Origin of the sequence: Arthrobacter sp. S2(2024) (genome assembly GCF_036662515.1) — a bacterium.
GTDB lineage: Bacteria > Actinomycetota > Actinomycetes > Actinomycetales > Micrococcaceae > Arthrobacter.
The window spans coordinates 440,852-462,680 of record NZ_JAYKZI010000003.1; the positions used below are offsets into that span (position 1 = coordinate 440,852).

The following is a 21,829-nucleotide window of genomic DNA, read 5'->3' on the forward strand; positions in this document are numbered from 1 at the left end:
AAGTCCGAGCGAGGAGGAAAGATGCGAAAGGTTGAAGAAACGATTGATGTGGCCGTCCCCGTCCGTACGGCTTATAACCAGTGGACGCAGTTTGAGTCGTTTCCCCGATTCATGTCCGGGGTGGAATCCGTAACCCAGTTGAGCGACACGACCAACCATTGGGTCACCAAGGTAGGAGGCGTGGAACTGGCCTTCGATACGGAGATAGTCGACCAGGAACCCGACGACCGGATTGCGTGGCGCAGTATTGACGGCAAATCGCACGCCGGCATCATCAGGTTTTCGCCGCTCGACGACAACCACACGCACGTCAAGGTCCATTTCGAATGGTCGCCCGAGACTTTTATGGAGAAGGCCGGAGCCGCACTCCAGATAGACGAGATGCAGGTGAAGGCCGACCTGAAGAAATTCAAGGAGTTCATCGAGTCGCGTGGAAACGAAACCGGAGGGTGGCGCGGCGAGGTGGAGGAATAAATGACCGACCGTGGACCAGTGCTTGTGGTCGGCGGCACCGGGATGCTTGGCAGCCAGGTGGTGTCGAGGCTGCTGGCGGGCGGAAAACAGGTCCGCGCGTTGGTGCGGCCCGGTTCGGATGCGGGCCGCCTTGAGCAGCTAGGGGCCACGATCGCCCGTGGCGACATGATGGACCCGGAGTCGCTTGCGCACGCCATGGACGGCGTCGACGCTGTGATCACCTCGGCGGCCGGATACACCCATCACCGGGAAGGCGACACCCCTGTCACGGACACGGTGGGCAACATCAACCTCGTCGACGCGGCCAGCCGCGCCGGTATTCGCCGATTTGTCCTCACTAGCATCCTCACGTGCGATCAGACCCCGGAGGTTCCACACTTCTGGCACAAGAAACTGACCGAGGATCGCCTGGAAGAACTCGGCGTCCCGTTTGTCGCCCTGCGCCCGGGCGCTTTCCTTGAGCAGATCGCTCGATTCGGCGACCCGTTCAACGAGGGGCGGCTCATGTGGTTCGGGTCGTCGAGTGTTCCCCTGACGTACGTTCTTGCCAGTGACCTCGCCGGGTACCTCGCGGCGGCAGTCGACGCGAGCGGCGTCGAGCGGCAGCGCATCGACATCGGCTGGGACCGGCCGGTCACCATGCAGGACATCGCGGATATCTCTTCCCGAATGCTCGGCCGGCAGATCGAGCTCGTCCTTAACCCGATCAACCAGATGGGGCCGGACTTTCAGGCGATGATGGAGTGGTTCGGGACCGGCCGCTACGTCGCCGATACCTCACTGCAGCGCGAGGTCTTCGGCCCGCCGCCAACCGCGGAGAACGCCGTCGCGCGCCTGCTCACCAGCCTCGGGCACAAACTTCTCTGAGGCAGGCACGACGGCGGCCGCATGGCGCGGTCTGTTGACCCGCGTCAGCCCACGGCCGGCAGCGCGTCGGGGATGCGCGGTTTGGCGTTGCCTGCGAAGGTGAACTTGGCGTCGTCGCCTTCGCCGTCGACGTCGACCACCACGATGTCGCCCGGGTGCAGTTCGCCGAAGAGGATCTTCTCGGAAAGCTGGTCCTCGATCTCGCGCTGGATGGTCCGGCGCAGCGGCCGGGCACCCATGGCGGGGTTGTAGCCGCGGGTGGCCAACAGGACCTTGGCCGCGTCCGTAAGCTCGATGCCCATGTCCTTATCCGCCAGATGCTGTTCCAAGCGACGGATCATCAGGTCCACGATCTCGATGATCTCGTCCTGCGTGAGCTGCGGGAAGACGATGACGTCGTCAACGCGGTTGAGGAACTCGGGACGGAATTGCTGTTTGAGCTCCTCCGTGACCCGTGCCCGCATCCGGTTGTACCCGGTGGTGGTGTCCGTGCCGGACTGGAAGCCCGTCGCGACGCTCTTGGAGATGTCCCGCGTGCCCAGGTTGGTGGTCATGATGATCACCGTGTTCTTGAAGTCCACCACGCGGCCATGGCTATCCGTCAGGCGGCCGTCTTCCATGATCTGCAGCAACGAGTTGAAGAGATCGGCGTGGGCCTTCTCCACTTCGTCGAACAGCACCACGGAGAACGGACGACGCCGGACCTTCTCGGTCAGCTGCCCGCCCTCGTCGTAGCCGACGTAGCCCGGAGGGGCACCGAAGAGACGCGAGACCGTGTGCTTCTCGGAGTACTCGGACATGTCCAGCGTGATGAGTGCATCCTCATCGGCAAAGAGGAATTCCGCCAATGCTTTGGCGAGCTCGGTCTTGCCGACACCCGTGGGCCCGGCGAAGATGAACGAGCCACCCGGGCGCTTGGGATCCTTCAGGCCGGCACGCGTGCGGCGGATTGCACGCGACACGGAATTAATCGCTTCATTCTGCCCGATGACGCGCTTGTGCAGCTCCTCCTCCATCTTGAGCAGGCGGCTGGATTCTTCCTCGGTGAGTTTGAAGACCGGGATGCCGGTGGAGTTCGCGAGAACTTCGGCAATCAGCTCCTCGTCGACCTCGGCGTTGCCGTCCGTGCCGCCGGCCTTCCACTTGAGCTCCCTTTCCCGGCGCTCGGCGACAAGTTTCTGCTCTTTCATGCGCAGCGACGCGGCGCCTTCGAAGTCCTGGGCGTCGATGGCGGATTCTTTCTCCATCTTCACTTCGGCGATGCGTGCATCCATCGCCTTGAGCTCCGGCGGACGGGTCATGCGGCGGATGCGAAGCCGTGCACCGGCTTCGTCGATCAGGTCGATCGCCTTGTCCGGCAGGAAGCGGTCCGAAACGTACCGCTCCGAGAGGCTCGCCGCGGCCGCCAGTGCGCCGTCGGTGATGGTCACCCGGTGGTGCGCCTCGTAACGGTCACGCAGGCCCTTGAGGATCTCAACAGTGTCGGCCACCGACGGTTCCTGGACCTGGATCGGCTGGAAGCGGCGCTCCAAAGCGGCGTCCTTCTCGATGTGCTTGCGGTACTCATCCAGGGTGGTGGCCCCGATGGTCTGGAGTTCACCACGCGCCAGCAACGGCTTGAGGATGGACGCGGCATCGATGGCACCCTCGGCGGCACCGGCACCCACGAGCGTGTGGATCTCGTCGATGAAGAGGATGATGTCCCCACGGGTCCGGATTTCCTTCAGGACCTTCTTCAGGCGCTCTTCGAAATCCCCCCGGTAACGGGAACCGGCCACCACGGAGCCTAAATCGAGCGTGTAGAGCTGCTTGTCCTTCAGGCTCTCGGGCACGTTGCCCCGGACGATCGCCTGGGCAAGGCCCTCGACGACGGCCGTCTTGCCGACGCCCGGCTCGCCGATCAGCACGGGGTTGTTCTTGGTCCGGCGGGAGAGGACCTGCATGACGCGTTCCATCTCCAGCTCGCGGCCGATCACAGGATCAAGCTTGTTCTCCCGCGCTGCCTGGGTAAGGTTGCGGCCGAACTGGTCCAACACCACCGAACCGGCGGGAGCAACCTCGGCCTGGCTCGGTCCGGCGACCATGCCGCTGGGGTCCTTGCCCTCATAGCCGGAGAGCAAATGGATGACCTGCTGGCGGACCCGGCCGAGGTCGGCACCAAGCTTGACCAGGACCTGCGCGGCAACACCTTCACCCTCGCGGATGAGGCCGAGCAGGATGTGCTCGGTACCGATGTAGTTGTGGCCGAGCTGCAAGGCTTCCCGGAGGGCGAGCTCAAGCACCTTCTTGGCGCGCGGCGTAAAGGGGATGTGCCCGGAGGGGGCCTGGCGGCCCTGGCCGATGATCTCCTGCACCTGCTCGCGGACGCCATCGAGCGAAATGCTCATCGACTCAAGCGCCTTGGCGGCGACCCCCTCACCCTCCTGGATCAGTCCCAACAGGATGTGTTCAGTACCAATGTAGTTATGGTTGAGCATGCGTGCCTCTTCTTGGGCAAGCACAACAACGCGACGGGCACGGTCCGTAAATCTCTCAAACATTTCGCCACACTCCTGGCAGCCGCCTACCTTGATGCTACGTCGCTGAGGGCCTTCGTGGGGGATCGCCGGAGGCAGAATTTTAGATAGCGGTCCAGCCGCCTGCATGGCTCTTCCGCACGGACCGTCAAGACCGTGAAGAATGAAAACAACCACCAAGTAGAGGGAATTACCATGAGCACCCTGAAGCAACGCCTGCACGCCGACGTCGTTGTCCACATGAAGGACCGCAACAAAACTGCGCTCACGACGGTCCGTAACGTCCTGGGCGAAATCGAGACGCGCGAGAAGTCCGGAAAGACACCCATCGAGCTGGACGACACCCAGGTGACGGCACTGCTGCAGAAGGAAGCCGCCAAGCGCAGGGACACTGCCCGCATTTACACGGAGGCCGGCGAGGCCGAGCGCGCCGCGGCGGAAATTGCCGAAGCAGAAGTGATAGAGGCGTACCTGCCCGAAATGCTGACGCTTGCCGAAGTCGAGGGCATCGTCGACGAGGCAATCGCCGCGTTGAAGGCCAGCGGCCAGGAACCCACGATTAAGCAGATGGGCGCCGTGATGAAGCCCGTCACAGCAAAGGTCGCCGGCCGCTTCGACGGCAAGGCCGTCAGCGAAATCGTCCGGACCCGGCTCGCATAGATTCACCGGCACGCAGGGAGGAGCAGCCATGGCAGCCATCATCCTGGGATGGAATCCACGGCTTTGGAACGACTGGAACTACGAGGCTGTGATCGAGCAGGTCGCCGAAACCGGTCAATTCCTGGAGCGGTGGAACGTCGGACAACACCGGAAGATCCAGCCGGGCAACCAAGCATGGCTTCTCCTGCAAGGCGGAGGACCCCACGGACGCGGGCTGATCGGACACAGCGTCGTGATGTCCGAAAGCTACGAAGTGCCACAAAGCACCGAGCCGAAGGGTATTGCGCGGTACGTGAGCGTGGCCTTCGATGCCTTGCTCCCCCTCGGCGGCCAGATCCCGTCGAGTATCCTCTCCAGGGAGGTGCCGGACGTGGCCTGGAATCGCTTCCGCGGTTCGGGGCGGTCTATTCCGTCATCGTCAGAACCTGCTCTTCAGCGCGTGTGGCGGGAGCACGGCCCAGCGGCGTCCGAGCCGTTCCAGACTGTTCCGGGGACCTACCCGGAAGGAGCCGTCAGCCGCATTCAAACGAACCGCTACGAGCGGGACCCTGAAGCCCGCCGCATCTGCCTGGCTTTCCACGGAACGTCCTGTGCCGCATGCACCTTCTCCTTCGAAGTAAGCTACGGCGACATCGGCAAAGACTACATCCACGTCCATCACGTGGTTCCGGTTTCACAGCTTGGCAGCGACTACCGGCTGGACCCGATCGCGGACCTCGTCCCGTTGTGCGCCAACTGCCACGCGATGGCGCACCGGGGCGCGGGCACCCCTCGTACCGTGGCGGAATTGCGGCGGGCCATCGCCGCCGCCGGCCACTTGCCCGGCCAAATTGTAGACGACAGGGCATTGGCGGCCCAGGACGCCGCGCACCGGATCCTCGAGCAACGGTGACCATTGGGCCGTCCATTGCACTAGCCAGCCAGGGTTCTTCACCGTATTTTGGTTAACTACACCGTGTGGCGAGCACCACGCACTGTGAGTCAGATGATCCATTTGCCGGCTGAAAGACCGGGGCGCAACGTCGCGCCCCGGTCCCGGCGAGACCTACCGGGCGTCACGCGCCGCCCGCTGTTCAGGAGGATATGCATGACCGGGATGTTTGAACTCTTCATCGACGAGGACACGAGCTTCAGATTCAGGCTCAAGGCGCCGGACGGAACGGTGGTAGCCGTCTCCAAGTCCTTTCCCGACAAGCGCGCCGCAGTGAGCGGCATCAGTGACGTCCGCGAATACGCAGGAATGGGCCTGATCACCGATCTCTGCCCCGAAGTCCCACTACGCGGACCAGCGCCCACGCCTCCGGTCCCCGTTGCTCGGCAAGCCGGTCCCACCGCGATGCCACCGCTTCCCGCACCGCCGCGGCACCACAGTCCCCTCCCCCAAAGGGATCGCACCCGACCCTGGCATACTCTTGCCCTGGTCGACCATCCCGCACCGGTTTAGACGAGGCGTGAAGCCGGAAGCTGCAGGCCATCCCGCCGCGGCGCCCCTTGTCCCGGCCCCGCGCCGCCGGGTGTAATGGACGCACGACGGCGACTCCCGCCGTCGTGCGCTGAAGGAGCCGCAATGTTCACCAGCCCGTACGCTGATGTCGAGATCCCCGAAGTCACGATCTATGAGTATCTGTTCGGTGGGCTGAGCGGCGAGGACCTTGACCGGATCGCACTCGTGGACGGTACCTCCGGCGCGGAAATGAGCTACCGGCAACTCGTCACCCGAATCGACGCGACCGCAGGCTGGCTCGCGGGCCACGGGGCCGGCCCCGGGACCACCGTGGGCCTCTTCTGCCCCAACGTGCCCGCGTTCGCGGTCGTCTTCCACGGGGTCCTCCGCGCGGGCGCCGTCGTCACCACGGTCAACGCGCTGTATACCGCCGATGAAGTCGGCAGCCAGCTCAGCGACGCCGGCGCCTCCTGGCTCTTCACGGTCTCGCCCTTCCTGGAGCGCGCGGCGGCCGCCGCCCAGGCCGCCGGCATTCCGGCGGAGCGCCTCGTGGTGCTCGACGGCGGCGACCTCGCCTCGGCCGCGGGTCATCCCTCGCTCGCGGACATCATCGACGCCGGCCTTCCCGCGCCCACGCTGAGCGTCGATCCGCATGCCGCCGCCGTCGTGCCCTACTCCTCGGGCACGAGCGGCACACCGAAGGGCGTCCTGTTGAGCCAGTACAACCTCGTGGCGAACGTCGCGCAGTCCAGTGCCTTCTTCCGCGTGACTCCCGACGACGTGCTGCTCGCCGTCCTGCCGTTCTTCCACATCTACGGCCTGACAGTGCTGCTCAATCTGGCCCTCGGCGAGCGGGCCCGGCTCGTCACGATGCCGAAGTTCGACCTCGCCGAGTTCCTCCGCATCACCCAGGACCACCGCTGCACGTACCTCTTCATCGCTCCGCCCATCGCCGTCGCACTGGCGAAGCATCCGCTGGTGGACCAATACGATCTCTCGTCCGTGCGCGTCGTGCTTTCAGGAGCAGCTCCCCTCGATGGCGAACTGGGACACGCTGTTGCGAAGCGCCTCGGATGCACGATGCTCCAGGGCTATGGCATGACCGAGCTGAGCCCAGTCTCCCACGCCATCCCGCGCGACGGCGCCGAGAACGTCCCGCTCGACTCGGTGGGTTACGCCGTGCCGAACACCGAGTGCAAGCTCCTCGACCCCGCCACGGACGATGAAATCGACATCCCGGCCGAAGGACCGAGCGCCCCCGGGCAGCTCCTTGTCCGCGGCCCGCAGGTCATGCTCGGCTACCTGAACCGGCCCGACGCAACAGCGGCGACTATCGATCCGGATGGCTTCCTCCGCACCGGCGACATAGCGACCGTTACGGCTGACGGCGTCGTGACGATCGTCGATCGACTCAAGGAGCTGATCAAGTACAAGGGCTACCAGATTGCGCCCGCCGAGCTCGAAGCGCTCCTGCTCACCCACCCGCGGATTGCGGACGCCGCGGTCATCGGCACCCACGCGGACGACGGCGAAGAGGTGCCGAAGGCGTTCGTCGTCCGGCAGGCGGGGGCCGAGCTCGGGGACGGGGAGGTCATGGAGTTCGTCGCCGGGCGGGTGGCTCCGTTCAAGCGCGTGCGATCGGTGGAGTTCGTCGAGGTGATTCCCAAGTCGGCGTCAGGAAAGATCCTTCGGCGGGAGCTGCGCGCTAGGGGTTAGGGACAGTCCGCGCCGGCACTCTCCGTGGCTACGCTTGGCCCTGCGAAGCCGGCGGCACGCGCAGGCTTCCATACCTCTCCATTCGGTGCCACCGCAGGTGCACGCCGGCCAAGGCCGTGACTACCGACTGGATGACGACGAGATACATGAGCTGCCGATAGACGAACTGCTGAAGCGGAAGGGTCCACAGTGGACGAAGCGACTCATTGTCGAGCCGGAACGCATAGGCCGCCATGAGGAATTGCACCAGGAGGAAGACAAGCCAGAGCGCGGCGATCCGGACCGGATCAAGGAAGACCAGGCCGTAGATGGCGAAGACGTCCACTACTGGAGCGAACAGCGGCAGCAGCACCTGGAGGACGAGCAGATAGCCGAGCCCGCGCCGGCCGAGTTTTCCAGCCTGCCCGCCCTGCACCACCGCGCCCCGGTGCTTCCACATGGCCTGAAGCGTGCCATAGCACCAGCGGTATCGCTGTTTCCAAAGCGCGCCAAGGCTCGCGGGAGCTTCGGTCCAGGCCCTCGCATCGTCCTGGTACACGACCCGCCAGCCATCGCGGCACAGTGCCATGGTCAGGTCCGTGTCTTCAGCGAGCGTGTCGTCGCTGACTCCGCCAACCCGGAACAGGGCATCGCGGCGGAAGGCACCGATAGCCCCTGGAACGGTCGGCATGCACTCGGCGATGTCGAACAACCTGCGGTCCAGGTTGAAGCCGACGACGTATTCGATGTGCTGCCAGGCTCCGAGGATCCCTCCACGGTTGGCAACCTTGGTGTTCCCTGAAATTGCGCCCACTCGAGGGTCGGCGAAGGGCTGAATGAGGGCGTGAACCGTTTCCGGTTCGAAGACGGTATCACCGTCGACCATCACCACGAGATCGTGGCCGGCGGCTGCAAGCCCGGCATTCAACGCGGAGGGTTTGCCGCCGTTCTCTTTCCGGATCAACATAACACCCGGCAAGCCGAGCTTTTCGACGATGTCCGCGGTGTCATCGGTCGACCCGTCGTCAACCACAATGATCTCCACCGGATGGCTTGATGCGGCGATAGACCGGACTGCGGCTTCGATGCCGGCGGCCTCGTTGTACGCGGGGACGATGACGCTGACCGGCTCCGTGACCTCGGGCCGGACCGGCACGTCCACCCGGCGTCGGCTGCGGCCGGTCGCAAGGGACCGGCGCGCCGCTCTCCGGTGGCGCGCTGCGCACACCACCACGAGCACGGCCCGGACCACTGTCACGGCTCCGGCCGCAACGAGCGCCCAGGAGATGGCGGCGATGAAGAAATCGCTGAGCCGTATTCCCCACACCAACGCGTTTCCGCTGATCTGCTCTCCCACCGAGGCATCGCGCATGCTTGCGATCCCGACGGCGTCGCCCGCCGTCGTGACCCGGAAGCCTTGATCCGCGACCTTGGTGAGGACGGAGTCGAGCGCCGTGACCGTCTGCTCCCTGTCTCCGCCGCCGTCGTGCATGAGGAGCACCTGGCCCTGCGGGCCTGAAGGGGTGAGGTTCTTCTCGATGGCGGCGACTCCGGGCCGCTGCCAGTCCTCACTGTCCTGGGTGGTGAGCATAGTGAGATAACCCCGGTCCGCAGCGGTGCGCATCGCCGCCCACGTGTCGTCCCGGACGGCATCGTTCTCGGAGCTGTACGGCGGACGCAGGAGCGTCGAGGCACGGCCCGTGATGCCGGCAATCACTTGCTGGTCACCCTGGACCTCAAGCTGCTGGCGCCAAGCCGGGGCGCTCGCAAGGTCCGCATGTGTCAACGTGTGCACCCCTATCTCGTTGCCGTCCGCAAGGATGCGGCGCACGAGGTCGGGATTGTCGATGGCAGCTGAACCGACCACGAAAAACGTGGCATGGACATGGTGCTTGCGGAGGACGTCAAGGATCCGGGGAGTCCAGACCGGGTCCGGACCGTCGTCGAACGTCAGCGCGAGCGTGCGGTCCGGCGGACCGACGGTTCGAACGGAGCCGCCGCGGGAATCAACCACCGGCCCACCGTGCGAGACCGCGTCCGGGACGGTACTCGCGGAGCCACCCCCGGGCACCGAGTCATCGGCGATCCCGGCGAGGTGATGCATGTACCCCTGCACGACGAGTGCGACACCCAGTGCCAACAGGACGGCCAGAAGGATGAACCAGTGCGCCCTGACACTGACCGGAGCAGTGCGCTTGCTCAGGCGGCGCGCACTCACGGGTGCGTCGGCGTGGACGGCCGCGTGGCCTGGCCCGGAACTGACCCGCTCTTGCCCGGACCCGTCGGCGACGTGCTCGGCGCAGAGGACGCAACCGGCGCAAACGAGGCAGCGTGCTGCGCGGCCGCACCGTTGATCGGTTGTGCCACAGGAGCGGGCGAAGGAGAAGTCACCGGAACACCGAAAGCGGCCGGCGTCGAAGGCACAGGCAATCGGCCCTCGCCGGTCGGGAGCCCATCCGCGTTGGAAGGCGGAGTCGATGGGGATGACTGAAGACCACGGGCTGCCGGAGCGGCCGGTGGCGCCAAGGGCTTCACTGCGGCCGGCAAAGGTAGGAACGGCGCCGCAACGTTGGGCCCTCCCATGAACGCAACCAGCAGGAGGATGACATAGCCTCCTGCGAGCACAAGGGCTCCGAGCCCAATAAGCTTGAGCCTCCGCAGGCGTCGGCCTGAGGCGTCGACGAAGACAGGCCCACGCGGCGACGCGGATCCAGGCTGATCGGACGTTCTGTTAAAAGCTGCCATCGGGCACCAACCTTAGAGGATTCGCATCCCGTAGCCCAAAAAGCGTCTTGTGGGACGATCCCCAGGGTTCAAGCTTCAAAACGGCTAGCGCTTCGCCAGCGTTCGCAGGAGTTTCAGGGCCACGGAGATCGACGCGAGGTCTACTTGCCCGGGCTTGGTGACCTCCATGAAAGTGTCCTTGATCCTCCCGAGCTGCTCCTGGCGCCCGCTCTCCCACTCCACGATGCGGTCCACGGCAGAGGCTCCGGAGGCCCCGCTCGCCCGGGTCGTCCGCATGACGGAAATCGTGATGTCGACGACGGCGGAATAGGCGTCGTCGCGCAGGGCGGCACGAGCCAGGGCTTCCCACCGGCTTTGCCGCGGCAGGTCAGTGATGCGCAGCAACAGCGTTCCCACACCGATCCAATGAATGACCGTGTGGTACATGTCGGCGATAGTGGTGAGGGGTTCATCCACCTGCTCCGCCACCAGCGAGATGTCCAGGAGGGAAAAGCTCTCCAGCAAATCGGAGGCGCGCCGCCCCAGGTCACCCGGCATCCCGACGTCGTTCCAATGCGCCAACCGTTGCTCGGCGCGGTCAAGGTCCGAGCCGCGCAGAAATTCCGTGGTCCGGGTCCGCAGCAGATCCACGGTCGGCCCGATCCTCCTTAGGGCTTCCGCGACGGGTTGGTCCCGATGGTCATGCGTCACGTACCAGCGGGTTGCACGGTCAAGGAGCCTGCGCAGTGGAAGGGCCACCGCGGCGGCGTGTTCGCTGGGAAACCCGGGAGGCAGGCTGGCGATCCTGTCCACGAAGCGCTGCAGCTCATAAGCCTCGCGGACAACCACGAAAGCCCTGGCCACGGCCGCCGCGGTGGCCGTGGTCTCCTCGATGGCGCGGAAGGCGAACGTGATCCCTCCAAGGTTGATCATGTCGTTGGCCACCACCGTGCAGATGATCTGCCGACGTAACGGGTGGGAGTCCAGTTCGGCGTCAAAGCGCTCGGAGAACTGGCGGGGAAAATAGCCACGGAGGACCCGCTTGAACCAGGGATCGTCGGCGAGGTCGCTGGCGGTGAGCTCCCTCGCCAGCTCGATCTTCGCGTAGGCGGCGAGCACCGACAGCTCGGGAGAGGTCAGCCCAGTGCCTGCCCGCAGCCTGTCTTGGAGTTGTTCCGTGCTCGGCAGGGCCTCCAGGCCGCGGTCCAGGTCCGCTGCGTTCTCCAGCCAGTCCATGATCCGCTCAAAGCCGGGACCCAACTCCAGCGCCAGGTGCCGGTCATTGAAAAGGAGGACGTTCTGGTCCATGTTGTTTGCCAGGACCAGGCGGCTTACTTCGTCGGTCAGGGAATGCAGGAAGCCCGCTCGTTCCTCGGGCCCCATTTTCCCTGCCGCAATCATCCGGTCAACGAAGATCTTGATGTTGACCTCGTGGTCCGAACAGTCCACGCCGGCCGAGTTGTCGATCGCATCGGTGTTGAGAAGGACACCGGCGAGTGCCGCCTCTATTCGGCCGCGCTGCGTGACGCCCAGGTTCCCGCCCTCGGCCACGATCCGGGCCCTGAGTTCGTTGCCATTGACCCTGATGGCGTCGTTGGCTTTGTCCCCCACCTGCGTTTGGCCTTCGGTGGAGGCTTTGACGTATGTTCCGATGCCACCGTTGTAGAGCAGGTCCACGGGCGCCCTAAGAATGGCCTGCATCAGGGCGTGGGGTGGCAGCGAGGCCGTCCCTGGATCCAGGCCGAGGGCGGTCCGGACCTGTTCCGTGATCTCGATGGCTTTGGCCCGGCGGGAGTGGACACCCCCGCCTTTGCTGATCAGTGAAGGATCGTAGTCGGCCCAGGACGAACGGGGAAGACCGAAGAGGCGCTTGCGTTCTTCGAAGGACGTTGCCTCGTCGGGGCTCGGGTCAAGGAAGATGTCCCGGTGGTCGAATGCCGCCACCAGTCGGATGTGCGGGGAGAGGAGCATTGCGTTTCCGAAGACGTCGCCGCTCATGTCTCCGATGCCGGCCACGGTGAAGTCTTCGCCTTGTGAATCCATGCCGAGCTCGCTGAAATGGTGTTTCGCGGATTCCCACGCGCCGCGGGCCGTGATGCCCATCTGCTTGTGGTCATATCCCACGGATCCCCCGGAAGCGAAGGCGTCGCCGAGCCAGAAGCCGTAGTGCCGGGCCACGGAATTGGCTGTGTCGGAAAACGAGGCGGTGCCCTTGTCGGCCGCGACCACCAGGTAGTAGTCATCGCCGTCGTGGCGCACCACGCTGCCCGGGGGCACCACCGTTTCCCCGTCCGCCGTGGTGAGCAGGTTGTCGGTGAGGTCCAGCATGCCTTTGATGAAGATCTTGTAGCATTCCAGGCCTTCGGCGAGCCAGGCCTCGCGGTCCATGGCAGGGTCCGGCAATCGCTTTGGATAGAAGCCTCCTTTTGCTCCTGTGGGCACAATGACGGAGTTCTTCACATTTTGTGCCTTGACCAGTCCCAGGACCTCGGTCCGAAAATCCTCGCTTCGGTCAGACCAGCGCAAACCACCGCGCGCCAAGGTTCCGAAGCGCAGATGGACGCCTTCCACCCGCGGTGAATACACCCAGATCTCGTACTTCGGCCGCGGAAACGGGGCGCCTGCAATCGCGGCAGGATCCAGTTTGAAGCTCAGGTGGGCCTTGCCCTGGAAGTAGTTGGTCCGCGTTGTGGCTTCGACGAGGTTCATGAACGTGCGCAGCAGCCGGTCTGCGTCGAGGACAGGGATGTCGTCGATCGCGGCGAGCAACTCCTTTTTCGCGCCCGCGGTGTTCCGCATACGGTCAGGCCCGTTCAGCGTTGGATCGAACTTCGCTTGGAACAGGGCCAGGAGCGCACGTGTTGCCCGGACGTTGCCGATCAGCGTGTCCGCGATGAATCCATACGAGTTGGTGGTCCCCAGTTGCTGGAGGTATTTCGCGTAGCTTCGCAGGATCGCGGCCTGCCGCCATGCAAGCCGTTCCCGGATGACGAGTGCGTCCATCCGGTCGGATTCGATGTCCCCCCGCATGGCGGCCGTGAAAGCGTCCGCGAGCAGTCCGCTGGTTTCCTCGGGGTCAACGCCGCCGGGATACTTCACGCCAAGGTCGTAGAGAAACACGTCCTGACTGCTACCACGCCGAAGTTCGAAGGGCCGCTGGTCCAGCACTTCGAGCCCGAGGTTATGCAGGAAGGGCAGGATCTGCGTCAGGCTCCTGGGCCTTGTCAGGTAAAGGCGGATCCGGGCGTCCTCTGCGAGGGTGCTCGGCGCACCCGTCCTGATGTATACCGTGAGCAGGGGATCCCCGAACGGCCTGCCGCCCGCGCTGTCGAGGTCGAACGCCTCGAAATTGATGATGTCCCCGACCGCGGCCTCCGCCTCGTAGACGGCACGATAAGCGGGAGGAAACGCGTCAGACCAGAGCCCGGCGAGCCGTGCGGCCTCCGCCGCCGGGAAACGGTCGCGGATCGCGTCGTCGAGTCCGTCCGACCATGAGCGGGTAGCGGCGATCAGGCGCCGCTCCAGTTGGGAAGGGTCGACGACGGTGGTGCTGGACGCCGGAGCGTCGGGCGCGGCACCTACATGGATCCGGAAGAACACCCGGGCCATGGGTGACTCGGTCAGACGGACCTCGAAGTCTACAGAGTCCGCCCCGAACGCCCGCTTGAGTTCATCTTCCATCAATAGCCGGACCGCCGTGCTGTAGCGGCGGCGCGGGAAGAAGACGAGCGCGGACACGAACCGTCCAAAGCTGTCTGGACGAAGGAACACGCGGATCCGCTGCAGCACCTCGGCACGAAGAATTTCGCCCGCCAGGCGCGCGAGGTCATCCGCTTCGATGTGGAACAGTTCGTCCCTCGGAAAGGTCTCCAGGACGGCCATCAATTCCCTGGCCTGTTGCGATCGGGGCGTAAACCCCAGCCTTTCGCTGACTGCCTGGACCTTCTCCCTGAGAACCGGAATTCGGCGGACCGACTGGTGAGCGGCACCGGCCGTGAACAAGCCCAAGAAGCGTCGTTCGCCGGTGGTGCGGCCGGCCCGATCGAACATTTTCACGCGAACTTCGTCCAGGTACGAGTGCCTCAGGACGGTGGATCGCACCTCCGAGGTGGAAAGGGCGAGTGCCTGGGAGCCGTGGATACCCGGCACGCCTGGCCCGACGCCTCCGGCGGCGTCCCCCTCTGGCCGCCTCAGCAGACCCAGCGCGGCGCCTTGCCGTTCGACGAGCAGGTCCTGGCCACCCGCCGTCGTGAGTTTGCCTTCGGTGTAACCGAGAAAAAGGAAGTTTCCGTCGTCGAGCCAGAGGAGCAATTCCCTGAGCTGTTTCGGTGGCGGCGCCACATCGCGCGGGAACCCGTCCACCGAGGCGACGGCTTCGGCGAGCTTGCCACGGATGGCGGATCCGTCGCGGGTGGCAACCCGGACATCATCCAGCACTCTCTGCAGGTTATCCGTCAGTCGTCTCACGGCAGCCGCATCGGGCAGCCTGCCGATCTCCGCGGCAATCCAGACCTCGGTTTCCCCGGCCTCCGGAGGGGTTTCGCCCTCCATGGACGTTCCAAGGCGGACTTCCAGTAGCTCGTGGGACACCGGGTCGCGAAGCACCCTAAAGCTGGGATGAACCAGCAGATTGATGGACGTGTCGTCGCGGGTGAGCTCCGCCGTGACGGAGTGGACCAGATACGGGATGTCGTCCGTCACGACTGCGACGATGCTGGCATCCAATTCGGTCAAGATCCCGACGGCGGCTTGCCCGGGCGCGCGCGACGACGCCAGTTTCAGATGGTGCCCGGCCCGCGCACGGAGCGTCTCGGGACTATAGCTCCTCAGATCCTCCGGGGGCACCTGGGCAAAGTATTCGGCCAGGAAAGCTTCACTGGGCCCAAGCGAAGATGCTGCCTTCGTCTGCTCCGCCGGCACCGATTCGCGTGTCATGTCACCGCGCCTCCACTGCGCGTGCCACTCGCAAACTGGGGTTGACGATCCAGCCCTCCGCGCCTCCCTTCATCATGGCTGGCCGCACAGACCGAGTCCAGATGCTGGAACAAAGTACCAGGACATGACGCGGGCGCGGGCCGTATGGCCCGCGCCCTGCTGTCGGCGTCGGTGGACTAGTGCTTCCTGAAGGCGCCTTTGATCTTTTCACCTGCCAGCTTCAGATCGGCCCTGACCTGACGGGACTTGCCCTCAGCCTTCAGCCGGTCATTGCCGGTGGCTTCGCCGGCCGCTTCCGTGGCCTTGCCGTGGAATTTACCGGCAGCGTGATGGATCCTCTCACCCCAACCCATGATGGCTCTCCTTTGTCGGCGGCCCGCGGCGGGACACCGCGAGGCCGCACTTAAATTGTAGGGACGGAACTGCGGCAAAGGCACGTCCCGGCCGGGAAGCCTTGACACTCAGGGAGCACGGATACGGGTCCCGTACCATGGGGCGGATGGTGTTCATACGGCTATACCGCGAAGGCAAACTCGAACGCGACGATGTCCGGGCCCACGAGATCGAAGCCCTGGCCCGCCAGGACGATGTGGTCCTGTGGATCGACTACACGGACCCGACGGCGGATGACCTGCTCGGCGTCGAAACCGTGTATGGGCTTCACCGCCTCGCCGTCGAGGACGCCGTCCACGACTTCCAGCGGCCCAAACTGGACCGGTACCCGAACCACCTGTTCCTCTCGGCTTACCAAGCGGCTCTAAAGCCTGGCACCGGCGAGCTGACCGTCGTCGAGGTCTCGGCATTCGTGACCCATAACGCCCTGGTGACTGTACACGGGCCGGAGTTCGACACCGACGAGCTGACGGCGCACTGGGACTCGGAAACCGACCTCGCCCAACACGGGGTGCCCTTCCTCTTCTGGGGCCTGTTGGACATGATCGTCGACGGGCATTTCGACGCCGTCCAGGAACTCGATGGCTACATCGACGCCCTCGAAGAGTCGCTTTTCGACGACCACTCCCCCGACCATGACCTGCAGCGGAAGACGTTCGAACTCCGCAAGAACCTCGTCCGGCTCCGCCGCGTCGTCCTGCCCATGCGTGAAGTCCTCAACACCCTGCTCCGGCGCGAAGACCTGGTCGGCTGCAGCCCTGCGATGCAGCCCTTCCTGCAGGACGTCTACGACCATGTGCTGCGTGCCTCGGAATGGACGGAATCGCTCCGCGACCTGGTCACCACCATCCTGGAAACCCACATCAGCATCCAGGGGAACCAGATGAACCTCGTCATGAAGAAGGTCACCAGCTGGGCTGCGATCATCGCCGTCCCGACTGCCGTGACGGGCTTCTTCGGGCAGAACGTGCCCTTCTTCGGCTTCCAGAGCGACTATGGGCTCTGGCTATCCTGCGCGCTCATGGCCGGCGGCTCAATCTTCCTGTACCTGGCGTTCAAGAAACGGGACTGGATCTAGCTGGTTCCCCTGGGACGTCCTCTGCCCTACTGGTCGTCCTTACGGGCGGGAAGTACCAGGAGCGCATCCCCAACCGCGCGTTCCGAACCGCCCGACGGGCTGTTCTGGACTCTTCCTTCGGCAACGGCCGTTGTTGAGCCGCCGCCGTCGAGGTTCATGGCCTGGACCATGCCGAGCGACACCGCGACGTCGGCCTCTTCCTTCAAGCTCAATCCCAGGGAGGCAGTCGAGCGTCCGTCCGCCGTGACGAGCATGGTCCTGCCCTGAGCGTCGGTACCGGCGAAGGTCCGGGGGTTCCGCTTGTGGACCCAACCGTAGTAGAAGCTGTTTCCGTCGTTCGGGTGCACCATGCCGTCATGCCGGGCGGTGACGTCCACGCTGCCGTCCTTGACGAGCAGCGGGCCGCCGTTCACGACGCTCGTGGCCTTGTCGGTGTGCAAGGGCTTCCCATCCTGGCCGAGCAATCCGGCGTCGATCTTCAGCTTCGCGCCTAAGGGAGCGAGCGCGCGGAGCCTGGCGACGTCTGTTCCGGTGGCCTGGATGGTGTGTCCGCCCGCAGGCACGGCCGCGCCACGGGTTTCGGCGACGGAAGTCACTGTGTCTTTGCTGTCCACGGTCACTTCAAGACCCGGACCGGCAGGCGTGGCCGGCCCGAACTCCGGGGTGAACGTGACGAGCTCGCTGGAGTTCGTGCAGGTGACGTCCTGGAGCGGGCCTGAGGTGGGCAAGTCGTTGGCGCCGCCACAGTTTCGGATCAGCCCGGGTACCCGGTCGATGCCGTCCAGAGCGGCTTCTCCGGCAGGGGAGGCGATCTTCCCTGACCAAGTCAATCGCTGGATACTGCTGGCATTCTTCTTTCCGTCAATGACGAGGGCCGGGCGGTCCGCCACGGCTTCGCTGAGAATCCTGCCGCCGTACACACCGACGCTGGCGGGGTCACCTTCGGCGCCGGCCTTCGGGTCGAAGACGAAGAAGCCTGCGTTGACGGCGGCTAGGGCGTGGGCGTCCGATGCCAACTGGCTGGTCGTCTCCCGCTTCTCCAGGTCCGGGCCGAATGATGCGGCTAGCTGGCCGTCGTACTTCCGGGGGTCGATGGTGATGACATCAAGATTCCACGGTCCGCGCGTCTTTGTGCTGGTCCCGGAGTCCCCGTCCCAACCGGTATAGATCACTGAGGACGCGAAACCGGCGGCCTTGATCTTCGCGACGACGGAGGCACCGTCGGCCTGTGCGGCAAAGTGGCCGGCACGGACCCGGAAGCCCAGATCGCCTCCGGCGTCGGCAAGCTGCGGCGACTGGACATGTTCAACGCGGGCATCGACGCCGGCGGCCTTGAGCTTGTCGGCTGTGCGCTGCGCCGTGGCCTGGCTCGAGAGCGCCGACGTCGGAGCATCCGGATCCGGCGAATCAGAGGGAATCGCCACTTCGGCTGTCCAGAAGAGCGAAGAGTCAGCCCCTCCCCTGCTGATTTTGGTGAGCGTGACGCCCGGAGCGAGGGTTGTCACGGTCCGTTTCTCAGGGAGGTCTGCGGCGCCAAGGTTGAGGTGGGAAGCCTGGTCCGTGCTGTTGCTATTTGACCGCACATCGTCCGCATGGGTGGGGCCCACCGGGGTGAGGAGCGCTGAAGAGACGGCCAGAATGAGTCCACCAGTGAGGGCACTGCGACGCTTGAGGGAGGCTTTCATGCGTCCACCGTATAGAGACCGGCCGGCCGTTCGGACAGGTTTTCCGGGTTTCGAGGCACCTGTTGACCGAAGCTTCATGCCGCGTTCACCTGCAGGACGAAGACCGTCCGAAGCATGGGCGTTGGCTGTCCGCGGATTGGGTTCAGGGCAGAATGGACGGCATGCCCCTCACTACCTTCGCCCTCGTACGCCACGGCCAGACAGACTGGAATGCCCAGCGCCGGCTGCAGGGATCCACCGACATACCGCTGAACGACGTCGGCCGCGGCCAGGCGCGCGACGCCGTCGGCGTCCTGTCCGCCTACGAGTGGGACGCCATCGTTTCGTCGCCGCTGAGCCGGGCTGCGGAGACCGCCGAGCTGATCGCCGCAGGGCTGGGACTCACCGTGGACCGGCGCGTGCCGGAGCTCACTGAGCGCCGTTTTGGACCTGCCGAGGGCCTGCAGGCAGGACCTGAATTGGACGCCCTGCGCATCCCCGGCGGTTTCCGCGGCGCGGAAAGCGAGGACGAGGCAGCCTCCCGCGGCTTGGCTGCGCTGGAAGCGCTGGCCAAGGAGTTCAACGGCCGCCGCGTCATGGTGGTCGCCCACGGAACGCTCCTCCGCGTGAGCCTCGGCCGTGCGGTGGGCCGCACCCTGCAAAGCATCGACAACGCCGTGCTCAACCTTGCCCACCACCATCCCGTTGACGGCTGGCGTCTCGAATACTTCAACGGCGAACGCGTCATGGCCACTGTTCCCGGCTGAGCCGCACCGGGTCGAAGGCATTTCCACCGGCACAGCGGCGTGGGAGACTGTTCAGCACGGACAGGAACTCTTTCCGAAGGGGATGGTCACCGTGGCGGCAACTGGTCTTAACGCCGTCGAGCACATCGTCGTCTTGATGCTTGAAAACCGCTCATTCGATCACATGCTCGGATACCTCTATGCCGATTCCGGCAATGTTTCGCCTTCGGGGGACCTGTTCGAGGGCCTGACCGGCACTGAGTCCTGCCCCGCATCCGACGGCAGTCCGGTGACGGTCTATCAGCTGACTCCCTCGACCCCCGACCTCTACTTCATGCCGGGCGCCGACCCCGGAGAGGGGTACCAGGCAACGAACGCCCAGCTCTATGGGAGCGCCGGCGCGCCGAAGGCGGGGGCTCTTCCTTCGATGACCGGTTTTGTGGGCAACTACGCCGGCGCCATCAAGGACAACCTCGCCAAGGGCTGGCACGTGGTGCCTGGAACAAGCGAGCACATGATCATGGGCTGCTTCACCCCGCAGACGCTGCCGGTGTTGTCGGCGATGGCGAAGGGATTCGCCGTCTGCGACGCCTGGTTCGCGTCCGCTCCGACGATGACGATGCCTAACCGGGCCTTCGCCTGCGCCGGCACCAGCCAGGGCAACTTGGATGACAAGGCCAAGCGGTTCACCGTGCCGAGCATCTTTGGGCACCTGGGCAACCACGGCATCCCGTGGAAGATCTACGGCGAAACCAAGTCGCCCCTGACGAAACTCGACTTCGACGACACCCGGCACGCCCCGCCGTCGAACATTGGCCTGTTCGCGAACTTCCAAGCCGACGCGGCAGCAGGGAAGCTCCCTGCATACGCTTTCCTTGAGCCGTCCTGGTCCTCGACGGGCAACAGCGAACATCCCAACTACAACGTCGCTCTCGGTGAGCAATTCCTTCTCGACGTCTATCGCGCCGTTCGCGATGGGCCAGCTTGGGACTCCACGCTGCTCATCATCACGTATGACGAACACGGGGGCTGCTACGACCACGTCGCCCCGCCATGGGGCGCGACACCGCCGGACGACGCCGCGGGGGAATTCGGTTTCGATTTCACCCGCTTCGGGGTGCGGGTGCCTACCGTGCTGATCAGTCCGCTCATCCCCGCCGGCACCGTCTTTCGGGCCTCCGGCGCTGTCCCGCTCGATCACACGAGCATCCTTGCGACCATCGAACATCGTTGGAACCTGCCGGCCCTCACCCGCCGCGATGCCGCGGCGCCCGACGTCGGCGGGGCCTTGAGACTCGCCGTTCCCCGCACCGACGACCCCCTCGCGGGCGTCCGGGCACCCAGTCCCCCGCCGACCACGCGGGCCCTGGCAGAACAACCGTCCCACCTGGAGCAACTGCGCGAGGAGCTCCTAGCGCAAGCGTAAGACCGGGTGCCGCCCTAGGATCGGGCTTTGGCTGTGTGAGTCCTTTTCAGGCCGCGGTTCCGTCGGCGGGGCCGATCCCGGCGGGCGCCGTGTCTCCGCGCCCGGTCCACGTCTTGATGGCAGTCCACGCGACGGCGGCAGTCGGTACGGCTAACAAGGCCCCGATAATGCCTGCGAGCATCGTGCCAATGGCCAAGGCGAGCAAAATGGCCAGTCCGTGGATGCTCAGCACCTTGCCCATCAAAACGGGCTGGAGGAAATGGTGCTCAAGCTGGTTGGCCGCGATGAGGACAGCGAGGACGATGAGCGATGTCACCGGACCGTTCGAGATCAAGGCGACACCCACGGCGAGGGTACCCGCAGCGGTGGAACCAACGATGGGAATGAACCCGCCGATAAACACAAAAACACCCAGAGGCAGGGCAAGCGGGACGCCGAGGATGGCCAGCATTGTTCCTATGATCACGCCGTTCACTGCTGCGATCAGAGCCGTGCCGCGGACGTATCCTCCCAGAACGACGGCGCTTCGTTCCGCGGCCAGGTGGGCCTTTCCGCGGTGAGCCGCGGGAAGGAATCCGAAGAGGAAGTTCCTGATCTTCTCGCCGTCCTTGAGGAAGAAGAACAGGATCACCACCATAAGAACCAAGCCGGCCAGGATTTCAGCGACCGTCCGCGCGCCGGTCAGCGCTTCGGCGCCGAAGCTACTGCTCGTGAAGAAGCGCTGGATGGAATCGGCCACGGATCGGAGCTGCTCGTCGCTGACTTTGAAGGGGCCGTTATTCAGGAATTGGTGCAGTTGCTCGATGCCGGCAGTGAATTTCACGGCAAGCTCCTTGGACTGCGCCCTGATAAGAAAGACGATTCCGGTGATGACTCCGCCGAAGACTGCAAGGATCCCCACGAACGACGCTGCGACGGCGAGGGCCCGGGGCCACCGGTGCGCAGTCAGCCAACGCACAAGAGGCGAAATTGCCGAGGCAAGAATGAGCGCGATTGTGACCGGGATCATGACGAGCGGAACGCTGGTCATCGCCCACACAATCACCGATGCCAGGGTGATGACCAGGAGCATCTGCCCTGAACGGATCCCTGCCCGGCCAAGGCCGTCGGACCACATCGCCGACATCGTGCGTTTGCTCGGCGAATTGTTGCTTTCAGTCATTGGATTCCTTCCTGGTGGTGGCTCCGGCACTGAACGCCCCGCCGT

The 21,829-nt window shown here is 65.0% G+C and carries 15 protein-coding genes; 9 read left to right on the forward strand and 6 right to left on the reverse strand.

The annotated features are described in order from the left end of the window. The first annotated feature begins 21 nt into the window (after nt 1-21). Together VLA65_RS08580 and VLA65_RS08585 are read left to right on the forward strand one after the other, a co-directional pair. Nucleotides 22-474, forward strand: a complete 453-nt coding sequence (locus VLA65_RS08580; RefSeq protein ID WP_306959947.1) for an SRPBCC family protein — start codon at nt 22-24, stop codon at nt 472-474. Further along, nucleotides 475-1,341 (forward strand): SDR family oxidoreductase, encoded by an 867-nt coding sequence (locus VLA65_RS08585; protein WP_332602237.1) that lies wholly within the window; start codon nt 475-477, stop codon nt 1,339-1,341. Nucleotides 1,342-1,385: 44 nt separating this feature from the next. On the opposite strand, the gene VLA65_RS08590 is transcribed toward VLA65_RS08585, so the two are convergent. Then, nucleotides 1,386-3,881 (reverse strand): ATP-dependent Clp protease ATP-binding subunit, encoded by a 2,496-nt coding sequence (locus tag VLA65_RS08590; RefSeq protein ID WP_332602238.1) that lies wholly within the window; start codon nt 3,879-3,881, stop codon nt 1,386-1,388. Nucleotides 3,882-4,052: 171 nt separating this feature from the next. Here VLA65_RS08590 and VLA65_RS08595 point away from each other — a divergent pair, with 171 nt between their 5' ends. From VLA65_RS08595 to VLA65_RS08610, 4 genes are all read left to right on the forward strand, one after another. Next, complete coding sequence (locus tag VLA65_RS08595) at nt 4,053-4,517, forward strand: GatB/YqeY domain-containing protein (RefSeq protein ID WP_059389947.1); 465 nt, start codon at nt 4,053-4,055, stop codon at nt 4,515-4,517. A 28-nt stretch (nt 4,518-4,545) separates the two neighbouring features. Further along, complete coding sequence (locus VLA65_RS08600; protein ID WP_332602239.1) at nt 4,546-5,409, forward strand: HNH endonuclease; 864 nt, start codon at nt 4,546-4,548, stop codon at nt 5,407-5,409. Nucleotides 5,410-5,604: 195 nt separating this feature from the next. Next, on the forward strand, nt 5,605-5,961 hold the full coding sequence (locus VLA65_RS08605) for a YegP family protein (RefSeq protein WP_332602240.1): 357 nt from the start codon (nt 5,605-5,607) through the stop codon (nt 5,959-5,961). A gap of 123 nt (nt 5,962-6,084) precedes the next feature. Further along, on the forward strand, nt 6,085-7,677 hold the full coding sequence (locus VLA65_RS08610) for an AMP-binding protein (protein WP_332602241.1): 1,593 nt from the start codon (nt 6,085-6,087) through the stop codon (nt 7,675-7,677). Nucleotides 7,678-7,705: 28 nt separating this feature from the next. On the opposite strand, the gene VLA65_RS08615 is transcribed toward VLA65_RS08610, so the two are convergent. From VLA65_RS08615 to VLA65_RS08625, 3 genes are all read right to left on the reverse strand, one after another. Next, a complete protein-coding gene (locus VLA65_RS08615; RefSeq protein ID WP_332602242.1) occupies nt 7,706-9,874 on the reverse strand; it encodes a bifunctional polysaccharide deacetylase/glycosyltransferase family 2 protein in 2,169 nt (722 codons plus the stop codon). Nucleotides 9,875-10,485: 611 nt separating this feature from the next. Next, nucleotides 10,486-15,315, reverse strand: a complete 4,830-nt coding sequence (locus VLA65_RS08620; RefSeq protein ID WP_332602243.1) for an NAD-glutamate dehydrogenase — start codon at nt 15,313-15,315, stop codon at nt 10,486-10,488. 176 nt (nt 15,316-15,491) lie between these two features. Further along, nucleotides 15,492-15,668 carry a CsbD family protein gene (locus VLA65_RS08625; protein WP_059389945.1) on the reverse strand — a complete coding sequence of 59 codons (177 nt, stop codon included), beginning with the start codon at nt 15,666-15,668 and terminating at the stop codon, nt 15,492-15,494. Nucleotides 15,669-15,814: 146 nt separating this feature from the next. On the opposite strand from VLA65_RS08625, the gene VLA65_RS08630 reads away from it, so the two are divergent. Next, on the forward strand, nt 15,815-16,786 hold the full coding sequence (locus VLA65_RS08630) for a magnesium transporter CorA family protein (protein WP_284989098.1): 972 nt from the start codon (nt 15,815-15,817) through the stop codon (nt 16,784-16,786). Nucleotides 16,787-16,812: 26 nt separating this feature from the next. On the opposite strand, the gene VLA65_RS08635 is transcribed toward VLA65_RS08630, so the two are convergent. Then, nucleotides 16,813-18,471: a phosphodiester glycosidase family protein gene (locus VLA65_RS08635; RefSeq protein ID WP_332602244.1), complete on the reverse strand. Its 1,659-nt coding sequence runs from the start codon at nt 18,469-18,471 to the stop codon at nt 16,813-16,815. A 161-nt stretch (nt 18,472-18,632) separates the two neighbouring features. Here VLA65_RS08635 and VLA65_RS08640 point away from each other — a divergent pair, with 161 nt between their 5' ends. Both VLA65_RS08640 and VLA65_RS08645 read left to right on the forward strand, forming a co-directional pair. Next, on the forward strand, nt 18,633-19,217 hold the full coding sequence (locus tag VLA65_RS08640; protein ID WP_332602245.1) for a histidine phosphatase family protein: 585 nt from the start codon (nt 18,633-18,635) through the stop codon (nt 19,215-19,217). Then, the gene (locus tag VLA65_RS08645; RefSeq protein WP_332602246.1) at nt 19,138-20,622 is read left to right on the forward strand and encodes an alkaline phosphatase family protein; all 1,485 of its coding nucleotides are present in this window, start codon (nt 19,138-19,140) and stop codon (nt 20,620-20,622) included. Before VLA65_RS08640 ends, VLA65_RS08645 begins: the two co-directional genes overlap by 80 nt. A 46-nt stretch (nt 20,623-20,668) precedes the next feature. On the opposite strand, the gene VLA65_RS08650 is transcribed toward VLA65_RS08645, so the two are convergent. Further along, entirely contained in the window at nt 20,669-21,784 is a 1,116-nt protein-coding gene (locus tag VLA65_RS08650) for an AI-2E family transporter (protein WP_307053391.1), read from the reverse strand. Nucleotides 21,785-21,829 lie beyond the last annotated feature (45 nt).

Bases quoted from the DNA above. Each gene is read 5' to 3' on its own strand.
- VLA65_RS08605 (WP_332602240.1), top strand. From the start codon at position 5,605: ATGACCGGGATGTTTGAACTCTTCATCGACGAGGACACGAGCTTCAGA.
- VLA65_RS08590 (WP_332602238.1), bottom strand. From the start codon at position 3,881: ATGTTTGAGAGATTTACGGACCGTGCCCGTCGCGTTGTTGTGCTTGCC.
- VLA65_RS08625 (WP_059389945.1), bottom strand. From the start codon at position 15,668: ATGGGTTGGGGTGAGAGGATCCATCACGCTGCCGGTAAATTCCACGGC.
- VLA65_RS08650 (WP_307053391.1), bottom strand. From the start codon at position 21,784: ATGACTGAAAGCAACAATTCGCCGAGCAAACGCACGATGTCGGCGATG.
- VLA65_RS08620 (WP_332602243.1), bottom strand. From the start codon at position 15,315: ATGACACGCGAATCGGTGCCGGCGGAGCAGACGAAGGCAGCATCTTCG.
- VLA65_RS08600 (WP_332602239.1), top strand. From the start codon at position 4,546: ATGGCAGCCATCATCCTGGGATGGAATCCACGGCTTTGGAACGACTGG.
- VLA65_RS08635 (WP_332602244.1), bottom strand. From the start codon at position 18,471: ATGAAAGCCTCCCTCAAGCGTCGCAGTGCCCTCACTGGTGGACTCATT.
- VLA65_RS08585 (WP_332602237.1), top strand. From the start codon at position 475: ATGACCGACCGTGGACCAGTGCTTGTGGTCGGCGGCACCGGGATGCTT.
- VLA65_RS08630 (WP_284989098.1), top strand. From the start codon at position 15,815: ATGGTGTTCATACGGCTATACCGCGAAGGCAAACTCGAACGCGACGAT.
- VLA65_RS08640 (WP_332602245.1), top strand. From the start codon at position 18,633: ATGCCCCTCACTACCTTCGCCCTCGTACGCCACGGCCAGACAGACTGG.
- VLA65_RS08595 (WP_059389947.1), top strand. From the start codon at position 4,053: ATGAGCACCCTGAAGCAACGCCTGCACGCCGACGTCGTTGTCCACATG.
- VLA65_RS08610 (WP_332602241.1), top strand. From the start codon at position 6,085: ATGTTCACCAGCCCGTACGCTGATGTCGAGATCCCCGAAGTCACGATC.
- VLA65_RS08580 (WP_306959947.1), top strand. From the start codon at position 22: ATGCGAAAGGTTGAAGAAACGATTGATGTGGCCGTCCCCGTCCGTACG.